This is a genomic window from uncultured Paracoccus sp. (assembly GCF_947496875.1).
In the GTDB taxonomy this organism is placed as follows: domain Bacteria; phylum Pseudomonadota; class Alphaproteobacteria; order Rhodobacterales; family Rhodobacteraceae; genus Paracoccus.
In genome coordinates, this window is the sequence record NZ_CANMEH010000017.1 from 1 (window position 1) to 16,602 (window position 16,602).

The window sequence follows — 16,602 nt, forward strand, 5'->3', positions numbered from 1 at the left end:
CTGTCACAGAAACCGCGGGATAAATCCGTCCGGGGAAAGGGGAACCTCGGACATCAGAGGCTTTGTGCAACAAAGCCCAGGCGATCGAGATCGTATTGCGCGTCAAGCACTTTCTCGACGTAGATTCTCCTGGTCAACCAGTTTTGGCTCGCTCTCACGTCGTTGACGACAGATCGGATCGAGTAAACTCCCTTGGGGCCATTGATCGGGGCCTTATCGAGAAGTCGGCGAGTGCCGAGAAGCAGGCTTGACCAGTATCCCTCGGAAACGAGATTGAACATCATCTGGTTAGGCGGGGGTCTCGAGCCTCTCTTCTCATTTGCAAGACGGACGATCCGAACCGTCGTGCGAAAGGCGGCGTAGTTCCAGAGCAGATCCTGAATGGTTCTGTGGATGCCCGTTGTCTCGTCGCGAAAAGCATCCCGCCACGTGGCGATGTGCTGGTCATGCTGCGTCATTAGTTTTCCAAGCCTGAGCGCCAAACTCACCTCATCATACCGGCAGACGCCAACACCGGCGACGGCTATTCGCTTCTGATTCTTCATTCGCGCGGGCTCTTTTTATTGTTCCCGCGAATAAACGCGCATCTTGCAGTGGGCCTGAAGGGGGAAGGCCTTCCCCCTGGCCGGCACTATCGTTGCCGGCGCACCCCCTTCAGCGGGGAGACCCCGCAACGCCCCCTGAGAGGGAGAGTGCGGACGGGTTTTCCGTGACGGGTTGAGGGCTGGAGGAGTGGCCTCCGGCGCCCGTCGCGGAGATCATCCCGATGGCCAGACAGGACCGCGCTCGCCCAGGCGGCGCCCGCAGCAATCTCTATGACGACATCACCGACAAGATCATCGCCGAGCTGGAGGAAGGGCGGCTGCCCTGGGTCCAGCCCTGGGGGACGGCGGCGGCGAAGGCGCCGCTCGCCATGCCGAGAAATGCCGCGACCGCGCGGCAATATTCCGGGATCAATGTCCTGATCCTCTGGGGCGCCGTGGTCCAGCACGGCTATCCGACCCAGCATTGGCTCACCTTCCGGCAAGCTCTCTCGCTCGGCGGCAATGTCCGCAAGGGCGAGCGCGGCACCACCGTCGTCTATGCCGACCGTTTCACGCCGGAGGACGAGAAGCGCCGCGCTCAGGAGGCGGGAGAAGAAGCAGGCAGCATTCGGTTCCTGAAGCGTTTCACCGTGTTCAACGCGGCGCAATGCGAAGGCTTGCCCGAGGACATCGCTGTCGAGGCACCACCACCACCGCCATGCATGATCGAGCCGAGGGTCGAGGCGCTGATCTGTGCCACTGGTATCGATTTCCGCATCGGCGGGGATCGCGCCTTCTATGTTCCGGCGCTCGACTATGTCCAGGTGCCGCCACCGGCCGCCTATTTCGAACCGATCAACTGGCACAGGACGGCGCTCCACGAGATGGGTCACGCCACAGGCCATGCCTCGCGCCTGGGGCGGGATTTTTCGGGCAGCTTCGGCACGAAGAAATACGCCTTCGAGGAGCTGGTGGCTGAGATGAACGCGGCCTTCTGCTGCGCCTCGCTCGGCATCGTGCCGACCGTGCGCCATGCCGACTACATCGGCTCCTGGCTGGAGGTGCTGCGCGAGGATAACCGCGCCATTGTCCGCGCGGCCTCACAGGCCAGTAAGGCGGCCGACTGGCTGCTGGCGCATCTGCCCGACGAGGACGGCGCTGAAACGGTTGCGGCCTCGACCGAGCGGAGGGTGGCGGCATGATCCTCCTGACCCGTACACAGCGCGCGCAGCTCCTCGCCAATGGTCGGCATCGCGGTGCCGATCACGTCCCCGTCGTGAAATTCTTCAATCCGTTTGGCGAGGGCGTCTGGCTCGCCACCGAGCTGGATCAGGGCGGCGACATCATGTTCGGCCTGGCCGATATCGGCTACCCCGAACTCGGCTCGTGGAGCCTGGAAGAGCTGCGTGGGGTCCGGTTGCCCTTCGGCATGGGGATCGAGCGGGATCTGCTCTTCACCGGGGATTTCCCGATCTCGGTCTGGGCGGAGGCTGCGTGGGAAACCGGCAGCATCCAGGCGGCGGAACGAGCCCTCTACCGCGCCGGTGCGGCATTCACCCGCACATCCACAGATACGGAAAGCCGGGAATCCTGATTTCCGGTTGCCGGCTTTGTGGCCTGGCGTCGCACTCTTCAGAGGAAGAGGGCGGCGCTTCGCTTCGTGACGGGTTGGAGGTCGAGAGAGTGGCTCCCGGCCGCCCGTCGCGGAGATACCACGATGGCCAAAGCTGCCAGGAAGAAGCCCGTCGCCCCGATGATCGTCTTTTCACGGGCGCGCGACATTCCGTTCAACCGGATCAGGCTGTCGGACAGCAATGTTCGCGAGGCTGACGTCGAGGCGGGTCTGGACGAACTTACCCATGACATCGACCGGCGCGAGGATCTCGTGCAGGGCCTCAACGTTCGCGCCATCCTCGACGCGGACGGCGTTGAGACCGGCGATTTCGAGACCCCGGCCGGCGGCCGCCGCTACAGGTCCATCGCGCGCCTCGTCGAAGCCGGTCGCTTCCCGGCCGATGGCCTCGTCCCCTGCATCGTCAAGAAGGCCGATGCCAAGACCTCGGCAGTCGACGACTCGCTGGCCGAGAACCTGCTGCGCCTCGCCCTGCATCCGCTCGACCAGTTCAAGGCGTTCAAGCGGATGTTCGACATGGGCATGTCGAAGGAGGAGATCGCCGACGCCTGGCGGACCACGCCGCGCTACATCATGCAGCGCCTTCGTCTCGCGACGGTCGCGCCGGCGCTGCACGACGCCTATGCGCGGAATGAGATGACGCTGGCGATGCTGGAAGCCTTCACCGTCAATCCCGACCACGAGCGCCAGCAGCAGGTCTGGGAGCGGATCAGCACGTCGTGGCAGAAAGAGCCCTGGCACATCCGCAGCCTGCTGACCGAGACCACGGTTCCGGCTGCCAACAAGCGCGCCCGCTTCATCGGCATCGACGCCTATGAGGCGGCGGGCGGCCCGGTGCTGCGCGATCTCTTCTCCGACGAGAACGGCGGTTGGTTGCAGGACGTCACGCTGCTCGACCGCCTGGTTGACGAGAAGCTGCGCACTGTCGCCGACGAGATCGCCGGACAGGGCTGGAAGTGGATCGACGCGGCAGTCGAACTTCCCTACGGCTACGCCAACGGCCTGCGCAGGCTGGTCGGTGTGACCCAGGAGCTGACCGACGAGGAGCGCACCGCCCGCGAGGCGCTGCGCGACGAGTATGACGAACTCGAAGCGCAGTATGCAGAAGCCGACGACCTGCCCGATGAGATCGACCAGCGGCTCGGGGAGATCGAAGCCGAGTTGGAAGGCTTCGAGAACCGGCCCGTCACCTTCGCGCCGGAAGACATCGCCCGTGCCGGTGTTTTCGTCAGCATCGACCGCGATGGCGAGTTGATCGTCAGTCCCGGTTATGTCCGCCCCGAGGACGAACAACCCGAGAGCGTCGATGGTGAGGATGCGGGCGAAGGTGCCGACCCGTCCGATCCCGATGCGGTGCAGCGCGCGGTCATCACCGTCGGCGGCGAGCCCGTCCCGGACGCCGATGAAGAGGAGGACGATGCCGTCAAGCCGTTGCCCGAGCGACTCGTGACCGACCTGACCGCTTGGCGGACGCTGGCGCTGCGCAATGCGCTTGCTGAGAATCCGCGCGTCGCCATGACGGCGCTGCTGCACAAGCTGGTTCTCGATACTTTCGAGCGCACCGCCACCTCGGGAACCAGCCTCTATGCCGCCGTGCGTCACATCTATCTTCCCACGGATGCGACCGGGCTCGCTGACAGCGCCGCCGCGAAGATGATCGACGAGCGCGCGGACGCCTGGCGGGGGGACATTCCCTCCGGTGATGACGACCGGCTCTGGGACTGGATCGACGGTCTCGACGATGCCAGCCGCCTGGCGCTGCTTGCGCATTGCGTCAGTTTCGGCGTCAACGCGCTCTACGAGCGGCCCAACCCCTATTCGGGGAATGGCATCTCGCAGCACGGTCTCGACCGCCGCATGGCCGAGGCCGAACGGCTGGCGCAGGCCACCGGCCTCGACCTCGTCGAAGCGGGCTGGAGGCCAACGGTCGAGAACTATCTGGGCCGCGTGACCAAGACCCGCATCATCGAGGCGGTGCGCGAGGGTGCCGGCGATCGCGCGGCCGATCTCATCGCGCATCTCAAGAAGGGCGACATGGCGAAGGAGGCCGAACGGCTCCTGGCCGATACCGGCTGGCTGCCGGAGCCGCTGCGCCCCGCCATCGAGGCGCAGGCCGTGGATGGCGCGACCGATCAGGACGAGGACAGCGTGGCGCTGCCCGACTTCCTCGCCGGTGGCCATGAGGACACGGCCGAGGCCGCCGACGATCCGGAGGCCCTCGTCGCCGCCGAGTGACGCGAATCAGCGGGGCGGCCTCCGTCGCCCCGCATTCCATCCCTTCCATCTCAAGGCCCGGCATCTCGCCGGGCCGCTTTCGTTTCAGGAGCAAGATCATGTCCGCTTCCCTCATCTTCGACATCGTGCCGCTCGGCTCGCTCGTGGCCTACAGCGACGGCCAGCCGAAGCCGCCCGCACGTTTCACCAAGAAGCTCGCCGCGTGGAAATCCCGCAACGGGGCCGGTCGTCTCGTGCGCAAGGAACCGGGCCGCGAGCGCCCGACCTACACGACCACGCCGTCCTTCACCCTGCATGAAGGCGATTTCGGCGAAGGCGGCATCATTCTTATCACCGTCATGCGCAGCTACGGCATCGACAGCGATCTGAGCTTCCGGGTGATCGAACGCCCGAAGATCGGTCAAGTCCGCGTTGTGCAGGATGTCGGAGAGAACGTCGAATTGCTGCACCTCGCGGAGAACCACGAGGCGGCCGAACTCTGGCTAGCCAGGAACGGCTACACCCGCGCGCGCCTCGAGGAGATCACCGCCGACGAGGCAGGCGCCGACGCCGTCGAGGGTCGAGCTGCCGCGTGACCATCGCCGATCCCGTTCATCCGGCCCGCTTGTCCCGTGACGGCGGGCCTTCTTCGTTTCAGGAGAACACAATGGCCATTCCCGATCCCGTTCGAACGAACTTCGACACTCTGCTTCGTGCTGCCGATGACGGCAATCTCGCCCTTATGGAATGCCTCGACGCCGCGACCCGTGAGACACGCTATGTCCTGTGCGCGGTCGGCCGCGACGGGGGTGATTACGTCTTCACGCCGTTCGGCCATCTCGCAAGCGGCAACCCCTATGACGCCTATCTGCCACCGGATCCCGACGATCCTGCCGGCTTTGTCGAGAAGGCCGAAGATGGGGGCGCATCATGATGACGGTCGATGAAATCTTCGCCGATGACCGCTGCAATCCGCCATCGGAGCGCTCGCTTCCCTGGGAGGAAACCCGCAACGGCGTCACCGTCATCGTGGAACCGAAACCGCATTGGGCCGAGGACATGCGCGCCTTCCGGCTCGATGCCCGCGAATACTGCCGCTATGCCGACTGGACGGCCCATGGCGCCCGGACGCGCTTTTTCGGTCATATCGACACCTCCGGCGACGATGTGATGATGAAGGCCCGCGCCATGATCGCCCGCGAAATCGCCGATGGGTTCTGGGACTGACCGGCCCTGAAAGCCGAACCTTGCACACGGGGCTATCGGGTATCGCTGCACAAGCAGCGATGGATCGAGTTCGAGCTTCACCATTGCGCCAACTCCTTGGTGTTGTGGGGGCAACGGGTTCCGTCCCCGGCCTGAAACACACCCTGAATATCCGCCGGCAACGAGGCTGGCGCAGCAAAGCATCTGCGACGGGTTTCCGGCACCGGCTCGACGCAAAGCACCATCCCCCGCTTCCATTCGCTAACCTTGGTCCGACCGTCTCTTTGCATTCAACCCCGGTGGGGTCGGCTTACGCGCGCGTGCCGCCCTCGGGGATTCGGAAAGAATCCGAACGCCCGAGGGTGATTGCAGATCCGGTCAGACACTTCGGGCGCCTGTCGCGCGGGGGATGGTCCCCCGCCTCCAAAGACAGGAGCCGGAACCCATGTCCTACGCAGATGCCACCGCTTTCGCCGCCAGCCTCGCCACCACGCTGATGGTCGTGATCGTCGTGTTCCAGGCCGGGGACGGCACCCACGGCGCCATGCCCGCCGACGAGTTCGACGGCGACGATGAGATGGTGAAGCTCGAACTCGATCCCTTCGGCTGAGGCGCGAAAGCGCCTCCGCCCGACGGCCCGGCCCGCGTCAGGCGCAGCCGGGCCTTGTGCCATGCGCAGGCTGCGCATCGCCAGCGGCGGTGCCGAGGCCTCGCCTCGGCTGTGGAAAGGGAGAGTTGGGCCGGGATCGGGGCGAGCCTGGCGGAAGGAGAGGAGAGCGCCGCCGGGCCATATCATCCCGCTCTCCTGGAGGATCATCCAATGACCGATACCGACAAACCAGCCACGCCGGAATTCGACATGGCCGCCAGCGTCGCGCGCTTCTTCGCCGAGCGCGATGAGCGCAACCGTCGCGCTGAAGCGGTCCGTCCCGACAACAAGACGGCGCTGGCCGCCGCAGGCATCACTCTCGTGACCGTCACCTTCGACGGTTCTGGCGACAGCGGCCAGATCGAGGACATCACCGCCCAATCGGACGACCGGACCGTGGACCTGCCGCAGGGCGAGATCACCATTGCCACGGTGGCATGGGGAACCGACAAGGTGACCGCAATCTCAATGGGCGTTGAGGCGGCCATCGAACAGCTCGCCTATGACTTCCTCTCGGAAACCCATGGCGGCTGGGAGAACAATGATGGCGCCTATGGCGAGTTCAGCTTCGATGTGGCGGCGCGCACCATCACGCTCGACTACAACGAGCGCTACACCGCCACCGAATTCTACAGTCACGAGTTCTGAGGGGGCGGAAATGGCACATCCCTATCATCATGCGCTCTCGTCGGTGAAGAAATGGGGCGGCACGGTCGAGGATTACTTGCCCATCCATAGCTGGTTCGATGCCAGCAAGGAGATCCTGGCCGATTTTCGTCATCGCGCGCTTCGCTACCATGCCGAGGGCATCTTCATGGCCGAGACCATTTTCGGGGCGACGATCACCCTGTCCACCGGCAGGGTGATCCCGGCCCGATGGGTCGGGGAGCAGCATGTCCGCGAGGATCTGGGCCGTATCCCGTCCTTCGCCGATTGGGCGCGGGCAATCCACCCGGCGCCTTGGATGGGGCGGACGCAGCGGATCGAGGCGGAGGTCGATCCGCATTGCGTCAATGGCCGACTTCAGGAAGAAGTCTGAGCAGTCGCGTCAGCCTCCCCCTTATGAAAGCCTCTTGCCATGCTCAGCCATATCGTCATCTCCGTCCTGCTCTGCACGGCTTCCTGCGAACCGGCGGAAGTCCGCGTCTGGGACGGTGACTCGATCCGGCTGGGTATGGGACAGCAGTCCGAAGCTGTTCGGATATTCAACATCGACGCTCCCGAAATGGAGGGCCGCTGCATCCATGAAACCGACCTTGCCCGGCAAGCGAAGATCAGGCTGGCGGAAATCCTGCAAGGTCGGCGGGTCGAAATCCTGCGTCAGGGGACCGACCGCTATGGCCGGACCCTGGCGGCGATACGCGTCGAAGGCCGCGATGTCGGCGATATTCTCGTCGATGAAGGGCTGGCGAGAACCTGGGCCGGGCGGCGTGAGCCCTGGTGCTGATCGCCGGATCGTCCCGCCGAGGTGCGGGACGATCCACCGTCGGGACGGGAGAGTAAGAGTGCGGGCCGGTTGGCCGTGACGGATTGTGAGGCGGGAGAGGGGCTTCCGCCGTCCGTCGCGGAGCATTCCCCATGAGCCTTTCCCACCACACCACTTTCGCCTCGATCGGCGAAATTGTCGCGCGACAGATCCTGCCCCGGCTGCGTCATGCCCAGAAGCTGCCGCTGCGCATCTCCTGCATCGGTATCGCCAGCGATGACGAAAGCGATGACGTCGGCGGCTTCGACCGCACGCTCGTCATCGGCCAGTGCCAATCCCCCGAAGAGGCGCTGATCATCGCCAGCCAGCGCGTTGCGCGCGGTGATTTCCGCGTTGGACAGGGCGATGCGCTGCGCTTTCGCCCCCGCGTCATGGTCATTCAGGACAACGAACTGGGCCTTGTCCTTGCCGGTGAGGTCCGGGCCGGGATCGTGCTCTGGCAGCATCCGGTCGCCTCCGACGCCGAGGCTCGCCGCACCGTCACGGAGGCCAGCCGTCTGCGGGGCATGGCCTTCACGGCATCCGGGCGCGGCGATGCGGTATCGGCTCGTGATCTCCGCCACCGCGCCAGCCTGCTCGAGGCGCGGCTGGTCGATCCCTTCTGGCGCGAGACGACTGCCGATCTGCTGCGGCTGCCACAAGCTGCCTGACCTGTCGCCCCTTTCCATCCACTAGGCCCGGCCCCGCGCCGGGCCTTCTCGTTTCAGGAGCCTGACATGGCCGACTACTTCACCCATTTCTCCTGCCTGCTCGACGTGGGCAGCCCCGAGAACGCCGCCCGCGCGCTTGATCTCTACAACGCGCTGGCGCGCGAAAACGCCGCCGAAGATCCGCCCTCGGACGGCTTCATGCTTTCGATCCAGCCCGAACATGGCGGCACCCAGCTCTGGATGCGCGATGACGGCACCGGCGATCCCGAGCATGTCATCCAGTTCGTCAAACGCTGTGCCGCCGCGTTCGGCCTGACCGGGCTATGGGGGATGCAATACGCCAATACCTGCTCACGTCCGAGAATCGACGGGTTCGGGGGCGGCGCGCATGTCCTCGACCTCGCCACCGGCGAGACGGTGGACTGGATCTACAACGACGGTTGGCTTTCCACCGTTCTGGACGGGGGCGACCCCAATGCCTGACGTCATCGAAACCACGGTCTATCGGCTCGACGAGCTTTCCGAAGCCGCGAAAGACAATGCCCGCGCCTGGTATCGCGAGGGCGGCTTCGACTACGATTGGTACGATGCCGTCTATGAGGATTTCCGGCGGATCGCGGACATCCTCGGCATCCGCATCAAGAGCCGCACCGTCCGCCTCATGGGCGGCGGCGTGCGACAAGAGCCTTGCATCTGGTTTACGGGCTTCTGGTCGCAGGGCGATGGCGCCGCGTTCGAAGGCCACTATTCCTATCGCAAAGGCACGGCGGCGGAAATCCGTACCTATGCGCCGAAGGATGTGGAGCTGCACCGCATCGCGGATGCCCTGCACCAGGCGCAACGCCGCAACTTCTACCAGTTGACCGCCGAGGCGACCCATCGGGGGCGATACTATCACGAATACTGCATGGCGATCTCGGTCACCCGCGACAGCCCGACCTGGCAGGACATGACCGCCGATGCCGAGGAGACCGTCATGGAGGCATTGCGCGATCTCTCCCGTTGGCTTTATCGCCAGCTTGAGCGCGAATACGACTACCTGACTTCGGATGAGGCGGTCGATGAGGCCATCGTTGCCAACGAATACAGCTTCACAGTTGATGGAAAGCGCTTCGGCTGAAACCCTTCTGCGCTGCCTCACAGAACCGACAGCAGGTCCGTCCGTGAGAAGTCGTCGCCGACGAAGAGCAACGGGCAGCCGCGTTCGCTGGCGACCTCATAGGCGAAGCAATCCCCGTAGTTGAGTCCGGCGGGATGAACGCCCTTGCCCCAGCGGGCATAGGCTTCGGCGATCCTGCGTGCCGAGGCTTCAGTGACGGAGACCACCTCGAACCCAAGGCCCTCGACCAGGGCGGCGATCTCTTCACCGACATTGCGCCGCCCGGCGACGATCAGCGCCTCGGCCACTGTTCCGGCCGAGATCAGCAGGCCGTCTGCCGCCTCGATCGCCACCATGCAGGTCTCGGCCTGCGGCTCGTCCAGCACGATGGCCATCAGCGCCGAGGTATCGACGGCGATCATGCCGGCATCCCGTCATCCCCGTAGAGGAAATCCTGGCTGCGCGCGGCAGCCGCGCCGGGCAATGCCTTGCCCCGCGCCGTGGCCCGGACCCGCTCCATCAGCGCGCGCCGGCCTTTCGGGGTCGCCACCACGGCAACCGGCACGAGGCGGGCGACCTCGTGGCCCCGCCGCGTCAGGATCACCTCGTCGCCGGCTTCGGCCCGCTTCACCAGTTCGGTGAGCTGCCCCTTCGCCTCGGTGACAGAAACCCTCATCGCATATCACTCCAGATGTTCTCCGCTATTCTGCACAAGATGGTCCAGATAATGGTCCACTTCAAGCCCCCAGAGCGAAAGGAGGGCCGGGAACAGGTGCCCCCGGACGGGTTGAGAGAGGGTCGTCCGGCAGGTGCCCCTTTCCCTCTCGGAGACCGATCATGGCTTTGCCCGAACTTGCTTCCCAATCCGCAATCCGCGTCCCCGACGAGCGCCGCATGGACTTCCTGCCGCGCCTTTTTGGCCGGCGCCTGCTCATCATCGGCGAGCATACCGTCTTTCGCTTCATGGAGATACTCAGCCCCGGCGATTACAGCGGCGGGCTCTGGGATTTCTACGAACGCGCCGGCCAGCCGCTCTATCTCGCGCCGACCTCAAAGCCCCGTTGCCGCCTGTTCTGCGAAGGCAACGGCTTCGAGGGCGAGGTCTCAAGCGATGCCGCCGGGATCATCGCCACGCTCTTCGCCTTCTCGCATCTTTCCTTCCGCTACGATGACGACGAACTCGCCGAGGGCTATGGTCGCCTCTACGAGCATGCCGCCGATCACGCGGAGGCGGCGGCGATTTTCCAGGCCATCGACTGAAACCCACAAGCGCCCAGCCTGACGGTCGGGCGCTTGTTTCATGCCTGCTTTCGCCACGGCTTCAGAGCGAGAGATGGGCCGGAAGGGGTTTGAGCCGGTGCGGTCGAGAGAGAGCGCTGCCCGGCTTGATCCTGACTTGCTCTCCCGAGGAATCCCCGATGAACATGATTTCCGCATCCGCGGCGGCATCCGCCACCGCGCCGCTTCCGTTCGACCATGACGCTGAGACCGCGGCCTGCGTTTTCACCGCTGCCGGTCTGCTGCTGCCGCATCTGGAACGCGGTCAGCGTGTCGACGCCGCCACGCTGCGCGGCGCCATGGAGGCCGCCTTCGGCACGTCCGATGCCACCGGCGCTTGGGACTGGAAGACCGCCTATGATGCCTGCGAGGCGGCGACCGTCCTCTTCCTGCGCAAATACGGCAATGCACTTTTCCGCAAAGCCGGGTCTCCGTCGGCAATCCTGCCGCAGCTTACGAAAATTGCCGGGCTCCTGCCGACCCACACCCGGCGTTCCGAGGAAGCGCAGACCTTCCAGCAGTTCTCCACCCCGATCCCTCTCGGCTTCGCTGCGGTGACGGCGGCGGCGATCACGCACGCCGACCGCGTGCTGGAGCCCTCGGCCGGCACCGGGCTCCTCGCCATCCTGGCCGAGATCGCCGGCGGTGCGCTGCTCGTCAACGAACTGGCCGAGGTCCGCGCCGGCCTGCTTTCCTCCCTCTTTCCGGCCCTGTCCGTCACCCGCTTCGACGCCGCCCAGATCGACGATCATCTCGATCCCGGCCTGATCCCGACAGTGGTGCTGATGAACCCGCCGTTCTCGGTCATGGCCCATGTCGAGGGCCGCGTGGCTGATGCCGCCTTCCGCCATGTCGCCTCGACGCTGGCGCGCCTTGCGCCCGGCGGGCGGCTCGTCACCATCACCGGCGCGAGCTTCGCCCCCGACAATCCGGCCTGGACGGCTAACTGGAAACGGCTGCAGGAGCGCGGCCGCGTGGTCTTCTCGGCCGTCATCGATGGATCGGTCTATGCCAAGCACGGCACCACCATCGACACGCGGCTGACCGTCATCGACAAGCTGCCCGCCGAAGACCCGGCGGTGTTCCCGGCAGCGCCCGGTGTGGCGTCGGATGTTGCCACCCTGATGGGCTGGCTGGCGGAGCAGCTTCCGGCCAGGCTTCCCGTCGATCCCGGCCTGGCCGTGCCGGTGGCACGACCGACCGCGCCGCGCACCGTGCGCGGCTATGTCAACCGCGCCGCGCGATCCGCGCCCGACGCGCCCCTTGCGGAACCGGAGGCCGTGCCGGTCGCCTACGAGATCGTGGATTGGGAACCGGCCGAGGGCGGCCGCCTCTCCGACGCGATCTACGAGGAATACGGTCTTCAGACCATCCGCATCGCCGGGGCGCAGGCGCATCCGACCCAGCTCGTGCAGTCGGCCTCGATGGCGAGCATCGCGCCGCCGAAGCCGAGCTATCGTCCGGTGCTGCCCAAAGACATTCTCGGCAGGCTGTCCGAGGCGCAGTTGGAGACGGTGATCTATGCCGGCGAGGCCCATATGGGATTCCTCGCCGGGGCTTGGACGGTGGACGACACGCTCGACAATCTTGCTGCCACGCCGGAGGACGCCAAGGGCGCCGTCCGCTTCCGCCAAGGGTTCATGGTCGGCGATGGCACCGGCGTCGGCAAGGGCCGGGAATCCGCAGCGATCATCCTCGACAACTGGATGCAGGGGCGGCGCAAGGCGGTCTGGATCTCGAAGTCCGACAAGCTGCTGGAGGATGCGCAGCGCGACTGGTCGGCGCTTGGCATGGAGCGGCTGCTGGTCACGCCGCTGTCGCGATTCCCGCAAGGCGCAAAGATCACCCTGAACGAAGGCATCCTATTTCTAACCTATGCCACGCTGCGCTCCGACGACCGCGGAGAAAGGATTTCCAGGGTCAGGCAGATCGTCGAATGGTTGGGTTCCGACTTCGATGGAGTGGTGATTTTCGACGAGGCGCACGCAATGGCCAATGCCGCAGGAGGCAAGGGAGAACGCGGCGATGTCGCCGCCAGCCAGCAGGGCCGTGCCGGGCTGCGCCTCCAGCACGCCCTGCCGCAGGCCCGCGTGGTCTATGTCTCGGCCACCGGCGCCACCACCGTCCACAATCTCGCCTATGCGCAGCGGCTCGGTCTCTGGGGCGGCGAGGATTTCCCATTCTCGACCAGGGCGGAGTTCGTCGAGGCGATCGAGGCCGGCGGCGTCGCGGCGATGGAGGTGCTGGCGCGCGACCTGCGGGCGCTTGGCCTCTACACCGCCCGCTCGCTGTCCTTCAAAGGCGTGGAATACGAGTTGCTCGACCACGAACTGACCCCTGAACAGGTCCGCATCTACGACAGCTATGCCGATGCCTTCGCCATCATCCATAACAATCTCGATGCGGCGATGCAGGCCGCCAACATCACCGGCGGCGAGGGCGGGTCCGGCACGCTGAACCGGCAGGCCAAGTCCGCCGCCCGCTCGGCCTTTGAGAGCGCCAAGCAGAGGTTCTTCGGGCACCTGTTGACGTCGATGAAAACCCCGACGCTGATCCGGTCCATCACGGCCGATCTGGAAGCGGGACATTCTTCCGTCATCCAGATCGTCTCGACCGGCGAGGCGCTGATGGAACGGCGGCTGGCAGAGATCCCCACCGAGGAATGGGGCGATCTGAAAATGGACCTGTCGCCGCGCGAATATGTCCTAGATTACCTTGCCCATTCCTTCCCGGTCCAACTCTACGAGCCGTTCACCGACAGCGAGGGCAATCTGTCCTCGCGCCCGGTCTATCGTGATGGCCAGCCGGTCGAGAGCCGCGAGGCCGCGGCCCGGCGCGACGAGATGATCGCAAGCCTCGCCAGCCTGCCGCCGGTTCCCGGCGCGCTCGACCAGATCATCCAGTATTTCGGGACCGACACGGTGGCCGAGGTCACGGGTCGTTCGCGCCGTATCGTCCGCAAACGCAGCGTCACCATCGACCGGCTCGTCGTGGAAAGCCGCGCCGGTTCGGCCAACCTGGCCGAGACGCAAGCCTTCATGGACGATCAGAAGCGCGTGCTGGTCTTTTCCGATGCGGGCGGCACGGGCCGGTCGTATCACGCCGAACTGTCGGCGAAGAATACCCGGCTGCGTGTCCACTATCTCCTCGAAGCCGGGTGGAAGGCGGACGCCGCCATCCAGGGCCTCGGCCGCACGCATCGCACCAACCAGGCACAGCCGCCACTGTTCCGACCGATCTCGACCAATGTGAAGGCCGAGAAGCGCTTCCTCTCGACCATCGCCCGCCGTCTTGACACGCTGGGCGCGATTACGCGCGGCCAGCGCCAGACCGGTGGTCAGGGCCTGTTCCGCCCGGAAGATAACCTGGAATCGCATTACGCCCGTGACGCGCTGCGCCAGCTTTATCTCCTGCTGGTGCGCGGCAAGGTCGACGGCTGCTCACTGGAGCGGTTCGAGGCTGCCACCGGGTTGAAGCTGATGGATGCGAACGGCATCAAGGACAATTTGCCGGCCATCACCACCTTCCTCAACCGGCTGCTGGCGCTGACCATCGAGCTTCAGGGCATCCTCTTCACCGCCTTCGAACAACTTCTGACCGCCCGCATCGAGGGCGCCATCGCCTCCGGCACCTATGACGCCGGGCTGGAGACCCTGCGCGCCGAGAGCTTCGTAGTGACGGATCGGCAGGTGATCTACACGCACCCGCGCACCGGGGCCGAGACCAGCCTGCTGACCATCACCGAACGCAGGCGCAACCGCCCGGTGACGCTCGACGCCGCGCTGGCGGAACTCGACGATCCCCGCGCCAGGCTGCTGATCAACGAGCGCTCAGGCCGGGCAGCGGTGCAGATCCCCACCACCAGCGTGATGTTGGACGATGGCGAGATCGAGCGCCGCGTCCGGCTGATCCGGCCGATGGAAGCGCAGAACGTCCAGGTCAGGATGATGCGCGAGACCCATTGGGTCGAAGCCGACAGGGATGCCTTCGCATCGGCCTGGGAAGCCGAAGTCGCGGAGGTGCCGGAGTTCGCCGAGTCCACCTTGCACATGGTGACGGGCCTGCTGCTACCGATCTGGAAGCGGCTGCCGAACGACTCCACTCGCGTCTATCGGCTTCAGTCTGACGCCGGCGAGCGCATCATCGGCCGCAAGGTCTCCCCGGCTTGGGCGGCCAATGCGACCGAGACCGGCATCACCTCGGTCTCGCCGGACGATGCCTTCGCGGCGCTGCTGGAAAGTCGGATCATCCTCGATCTCGCTGAGGGCCTCCAGCTTCGCCGGGTCCGGGTCATGGGGGCAAACCGGATCGAGCTGTCGGGTTTCACCGACACCATGCGCCAGCGCCTCACGGCCTATGGGCTGTTCCACGAGATCATCTCCTGGAAGCTGCGCATGTTCGTGCCGGTCGATGCCAGCGGTCCGGCGATCCTCGGGAAGCTCTTCGACCGCTGGCCGGTCGAGCGCATCGGCGAGCGGGAGGCAGCCTGATGCCCAGGCACGACGCATCCGAACTGGCGATCCGCCTTGGCCGAGAGGCCGAGGCGGTCTGCCGCCACTACCTGTCGTCCGGCCACCGCGCCGGGCGATACTGGCTGGTCGGTGACGTGCAGAACACCCCAGGACGCTCCATGTTCGTGCGACTGACCGGCCCGGAATCCGGCAAGGGTGCGGCGGGCAAGTGGAGTGACATGGCGACGGGAGAGCATGGCGACCTTCTCGACGTCATCCGCGAGGCGCTCGGCCTCGCCGATTTCAAGGACGTGGCTGAGGAAGCGCGCCGCTTCCTCGCCCTCCCGCATCCCGAACCGGCAAAGACGAGAGCGCCGACCGACAGCACATCCGGCGCGGCACCCGGTTCGCCTGAAGCGTCGCGGCGGCTCTTCGCCATGGCGCAGCCGATCCACGGCACCCTTGCTGCGATCTACCTCAACCGGCGAGCGATCACCACGCTCGAAGGCACCACCGCGCTGCGCTACCATCCCCGGTGCTATTACAGGCCCAACGAGCATGCGCCCACCGAGATCAGGCCGGCGATGGTCGCCGCCGTCATCGATCTCACCGGCCACCAGACCGGCGCGCATCGCACATGGCTCGCCCCGGACGGTTCCGGCAAGGCGCCTGTCGAGACACCGCGGCGGGCGATGGGCGTCCTTCTCGGGCACGCTGTCCGCTTCGGAACCGCCGCTGAGGTTCTCGCCGCCGGCGAGGGCATCGAGACCGTGCTGTCGCCCCGTCAGGTCCTGCCCCGCATGCCGATGCTGGCGGCGCTTTCGGCCGCTCACCTCGCTGCCATCCTGTTCCCGCCGTCGCTGCGCCGGCTCTATGTCGTCAGGGATCGCGACCCGGCCGGGGACGGTGCAAGAGACGGCCTGGCCGCCAGAGCAGAGAGCCTCGGGATCGAGGCGATGTCGCTCACGCCGCTCAACGGCGATTTCAACGATGATCTGCGACGCCACGGCGCCGATGCCCTCCGGGCGCGTCTGAAGGATCAGCTTCATCCTGAAGACGTCCGCCGTTTCATGGCGGGGTGATAGTGTGATCGGTCCCGGAGGCGCGGCCCAGCGTCATCCTCTGCCGGTTTCAGTCTTTCGCCATCGGCAGGTGCATCCATCGTCGGAGAGTCCCGCGCCCACGGCCTTCGGAGAGGGCGATCGGCGCACAAACGGGCCGGGCAGGCAATGGCCGGGTTTGGACTATTTTCCGCCGGCGGGGAGCCACCCCACGCGACAGGTCGCGTGGGGACCCCGTCTCTGGCCCCGCCTTTGCATCGCGAAAGTCAAAATAGCCCACCCCGGCCATCGAGGCCCTCGCGGAGCGGGCGAGGGCTGCCAACCCGTCCCGCCCGTGCGCTTCGACGCCTG

General features: G+C 65.9%; 19 protein-coding genes. 16 read left to right on the plus strand and 3 right to left on the minus strand.

The window, feature by feature from the left end:
- Nucleotides 1-53 precede the first annotated feature (53 nt).
- Nucleotides 54-545 (minus strand): hypothetical protein, encoded by a 492-nt coding sequence (locus tag Q0938_RS15245; RefSeq protein ID WP_299364024.1) that lies wholly within the window; start codon nt 543-545, stop codon nt 54-56.
- Nucleotides 546-766: 221 nt separating this feature from the next.
- Between Q0938_RS15245 and Q0938_RS15250 the strand changes: the two genes are divergently transcribed.
- The 13 genes from Q0938_RS15250 to Q0938_RS15310 all read left to right on the plus strand — a co-directional run bounded on the left by Q0938_RS15250 (nt 767) and on the right by Q0938_RS15310 (nt 9,482).
- Nucleotides 767-1,726, plus strand: a complete 960-nt coding sequence (locus Q0938_RS15250; RefSeq protein WP_299364027.1) for a zincin-like metallopeptidase domain-containing protein — start codon at nt 767-769, stop codon at nt 1,724-1,726.
- Nucleotides 1,723-2,118, plus strand: a complete 396-nt coding sequence (locus tag Q0938_RS15255; RefSeq protein WP_073067607.1) for a DUF2958 domain-containing protein — start codon at nt 1,723-1,725, stop codon at nt 2,116-2,118. Before Q0938_RS15250 ends, Q0938_RS15255 begins: the two co-directional genes overlap by 4 nt.
- 123 nt (nt 2,119-2,241) lie before the next feature.
- Nucleotides 2,242-4,392, plus strand: coding sequence for a chromosome partitioning protein ParB (locus Q0938_RS15260; protein WP_299364032.1), 2,151 nt, complete (start codon nt 2,242-2,244; stop codon nt 4,390-4,392).
- Between the two features lie 98 nt (nt 4,393-4,490).
- Nucleotides 4,491-4,967 (plus strand): hypothetical protein, encoded by a 477-nt coding sequence (locus Q0938_RS15265; RefSeq protein WP_058098278.1) that lies wholly within the window; start codon nt 4,491-4,493, stop codon nt 4,965-4,967.
- Nucleotides 4,964-5,305 carry a DUF6117 family protein gene (locus Q0938_RS15270; protein ID WP_299364043.1) on the plus strand — a complete coding sequence of 114 codons (342 nt, stop codon included), beginning with the start codon at nt 4,964-4,966 and terminating at the stop codon, nt 5,303-5,305. Before Q0938_RS15265 ends, Q0938_RS15270 begins: the two co-directional genes overlap by 4 nt.
- The gene (locus Q0938_RS15275; protein ID WP_299364047.1) at nt 5,302-5,598 is read left to right on the plus strand and encodes a hypothetical protein; all 297 of its coding nucleotides are present in this window, start codon (nt 5,302-5,304) and stop codon (nt 5,596-5,598) included. Before Q0938_RS15270 ends, Q0938_RS15275 begins: the two co-directional genes overlap by 4 nt.
- A 424-nt stretch (nt 5,599-6,022) precedes the next feature.
- The gene (locus Q0938_RS15280) at nt 6,023-6,187 is read left to right on the plus strand and encodes a hypothetical protein (protein WP_299364049.1); all 165 of its coding nucleotides are present in this window, start codon (nt 6,023-6,025) and stop codon (nt 6,185-6,187) included.
- A gap of 210 nt (nt 6,188-6,397) precedes the next feature.
- Complete coding sequence (locus Q0938_RS15285; protein WP_299364051.1) at nt 6,398-6,874, plus strand: DUF6878 family protein; 477 nt, start codon at nt 6,398-6,400, stop codon at nt 6,872-6,874.
- 10 nt (nt 6,875-6,884) lie between these two features.
- A complete protein-coding gene (locus tag Q0938_RS15290) occupies nt 6,885-7,265 on the plus strand; it encodes a hypothetical protein (RefSeq protein ID WP_299364053.1) in 381 nt (126 codons plus the stop codon).
- Between the two features lie 39 nt (nt 7,266-7,304).
- The gene (locus Q0938_RS15295) at nt 7,305-7,673 is read left to right on the plus strand and encodes a thermonuclease family protein (RefSeq protein ID WP_299364055.1); all 369 of its coding nucleotides are present in this window, start codon (nt 7,305-7,307) and stop codon (nt 7,671-7,673) included.
- Nucleotides 7,674-7,804: 131 nt separating this feature from the next.
- Nucleotides 7,805-8,362 (plus strand): hypothetical protein, encoded by a 558-nt coding sequence (locus Q0938_RS15300; RefSeq protein WP_039194755.1) that lies wholly within the window; start codon nt 7,805-7,807, stop codon nt 8,360-8,362.
- Between the two features lie 66 nt (nt 8,363-8,428).
- A complete protein-coding gene (locus Q0938_RS15305) occupies nt 8,429-8,845 on the plus strand; it encodes a hypothetical protein (RefSeq protein WP_299364065.1) in 417 nt (138 codons plus the stop codon).
- Nucleotides 8,838-9,482: an antitoxin of toxin-antitoxin stability system gene (locus tag Q0938_RS15310; protein ID WP_299364068.1), complete on the plus strand. Its 645-nt coding sequence runs from the start codon at nt 8,838-8,840 to the stop codon at nt 9,480-9,482. Before Q0938_RS15305 ends, Q0938_RS15310 begins: the two co-directional genes overlap by 8 nt.
- 17 nt (nt 9,483-9,499) lie before the next feature.
- On the opposite strand, the gene Q0938_RS15315 is transcribed toward Q0938_RS15310, so the two are convergent.
- Together Q0938_RS15315 and Q0938_RS15320 are read right to left on the minus strand one after the other, a co-directional pair.
- Entirely contained in the window at nt 9,500-9,883 is a 384-nt protein-coding gene (locus Q0938_RS15315; RefSeq protein WP_012092614.1) for a type II toxin-antitoxin system VapC family toxin, read from the minus strand.
- Nucleotides 9,880-10,137 carry a type II toxin-antitoxin system Phd/YefM family antitoxin gene (locus tag Q0938_RS15320; protein ID WP_028034381.1) on the minus strand — a complete coding sequence of 86 codons (258 nt, stop codon included), beginning with the start codon at nt 10,135-10,137 and terminating at the stop codon, nt 9,880-9,882. The genes Q0938_RS15315 and Q0938_RS15320 overlap by 4 nt, the downstream gene beginning before the upstream one ends.
- Before the next feature lie 161 nt (nt 10,138-10,298).
- Between Q0938_RS15320 and Q0938_RS15325 the strand changes: the two genes are divergently transcribed.
- The 3 genes from Q0938_RS15325 (at nt 10,299) to Q0938_RS15335 (ending at nt 16,272) form a co-directional block, all read left to right on the plus strand.
- A complete protein-coding gene (locus Q0938_RS15325) occupies nt 10,299-10,721 on the plus strand; it encodes an antirestriction protein (RefSeq protein ID WP_299364074.1) in 423 nt (140 codons plus the stop codon).
- A gap of 158 nt (nt 10,722-10,879) precedes the next feature.
- The gene (locus Q0938_RS15330; RefSeq protein ID WP_299364075.1) at nt 10,880-15,229 is read left to right on the plus strand and encodes a strawberry notch-like NTP hydrolase domain-containing protein; all 4,350 of its coding nucleotides are present in this window, start codon (nt 10,880-10,882) and stop codon (nt 15,227-15,229) included.
- On the plus strand, nt 15,229-16,272 hold the full coding sequence (locus Q0938_RS15335) for a toprim domain-containing protein (RefSeq protein ID WP_299364077.1): 1,044 nt from the start codon (nt 15,229-15,231) through the stop codon (nt 16,270-16,272). The genes Q0938_RS15330 and Q0938_RS15335 overlap by 1 nt, the downstream gene beginning before the upstream one ends.
- Nucleotides 16,273-16,602: the final 330 nt, after the last annotated feature.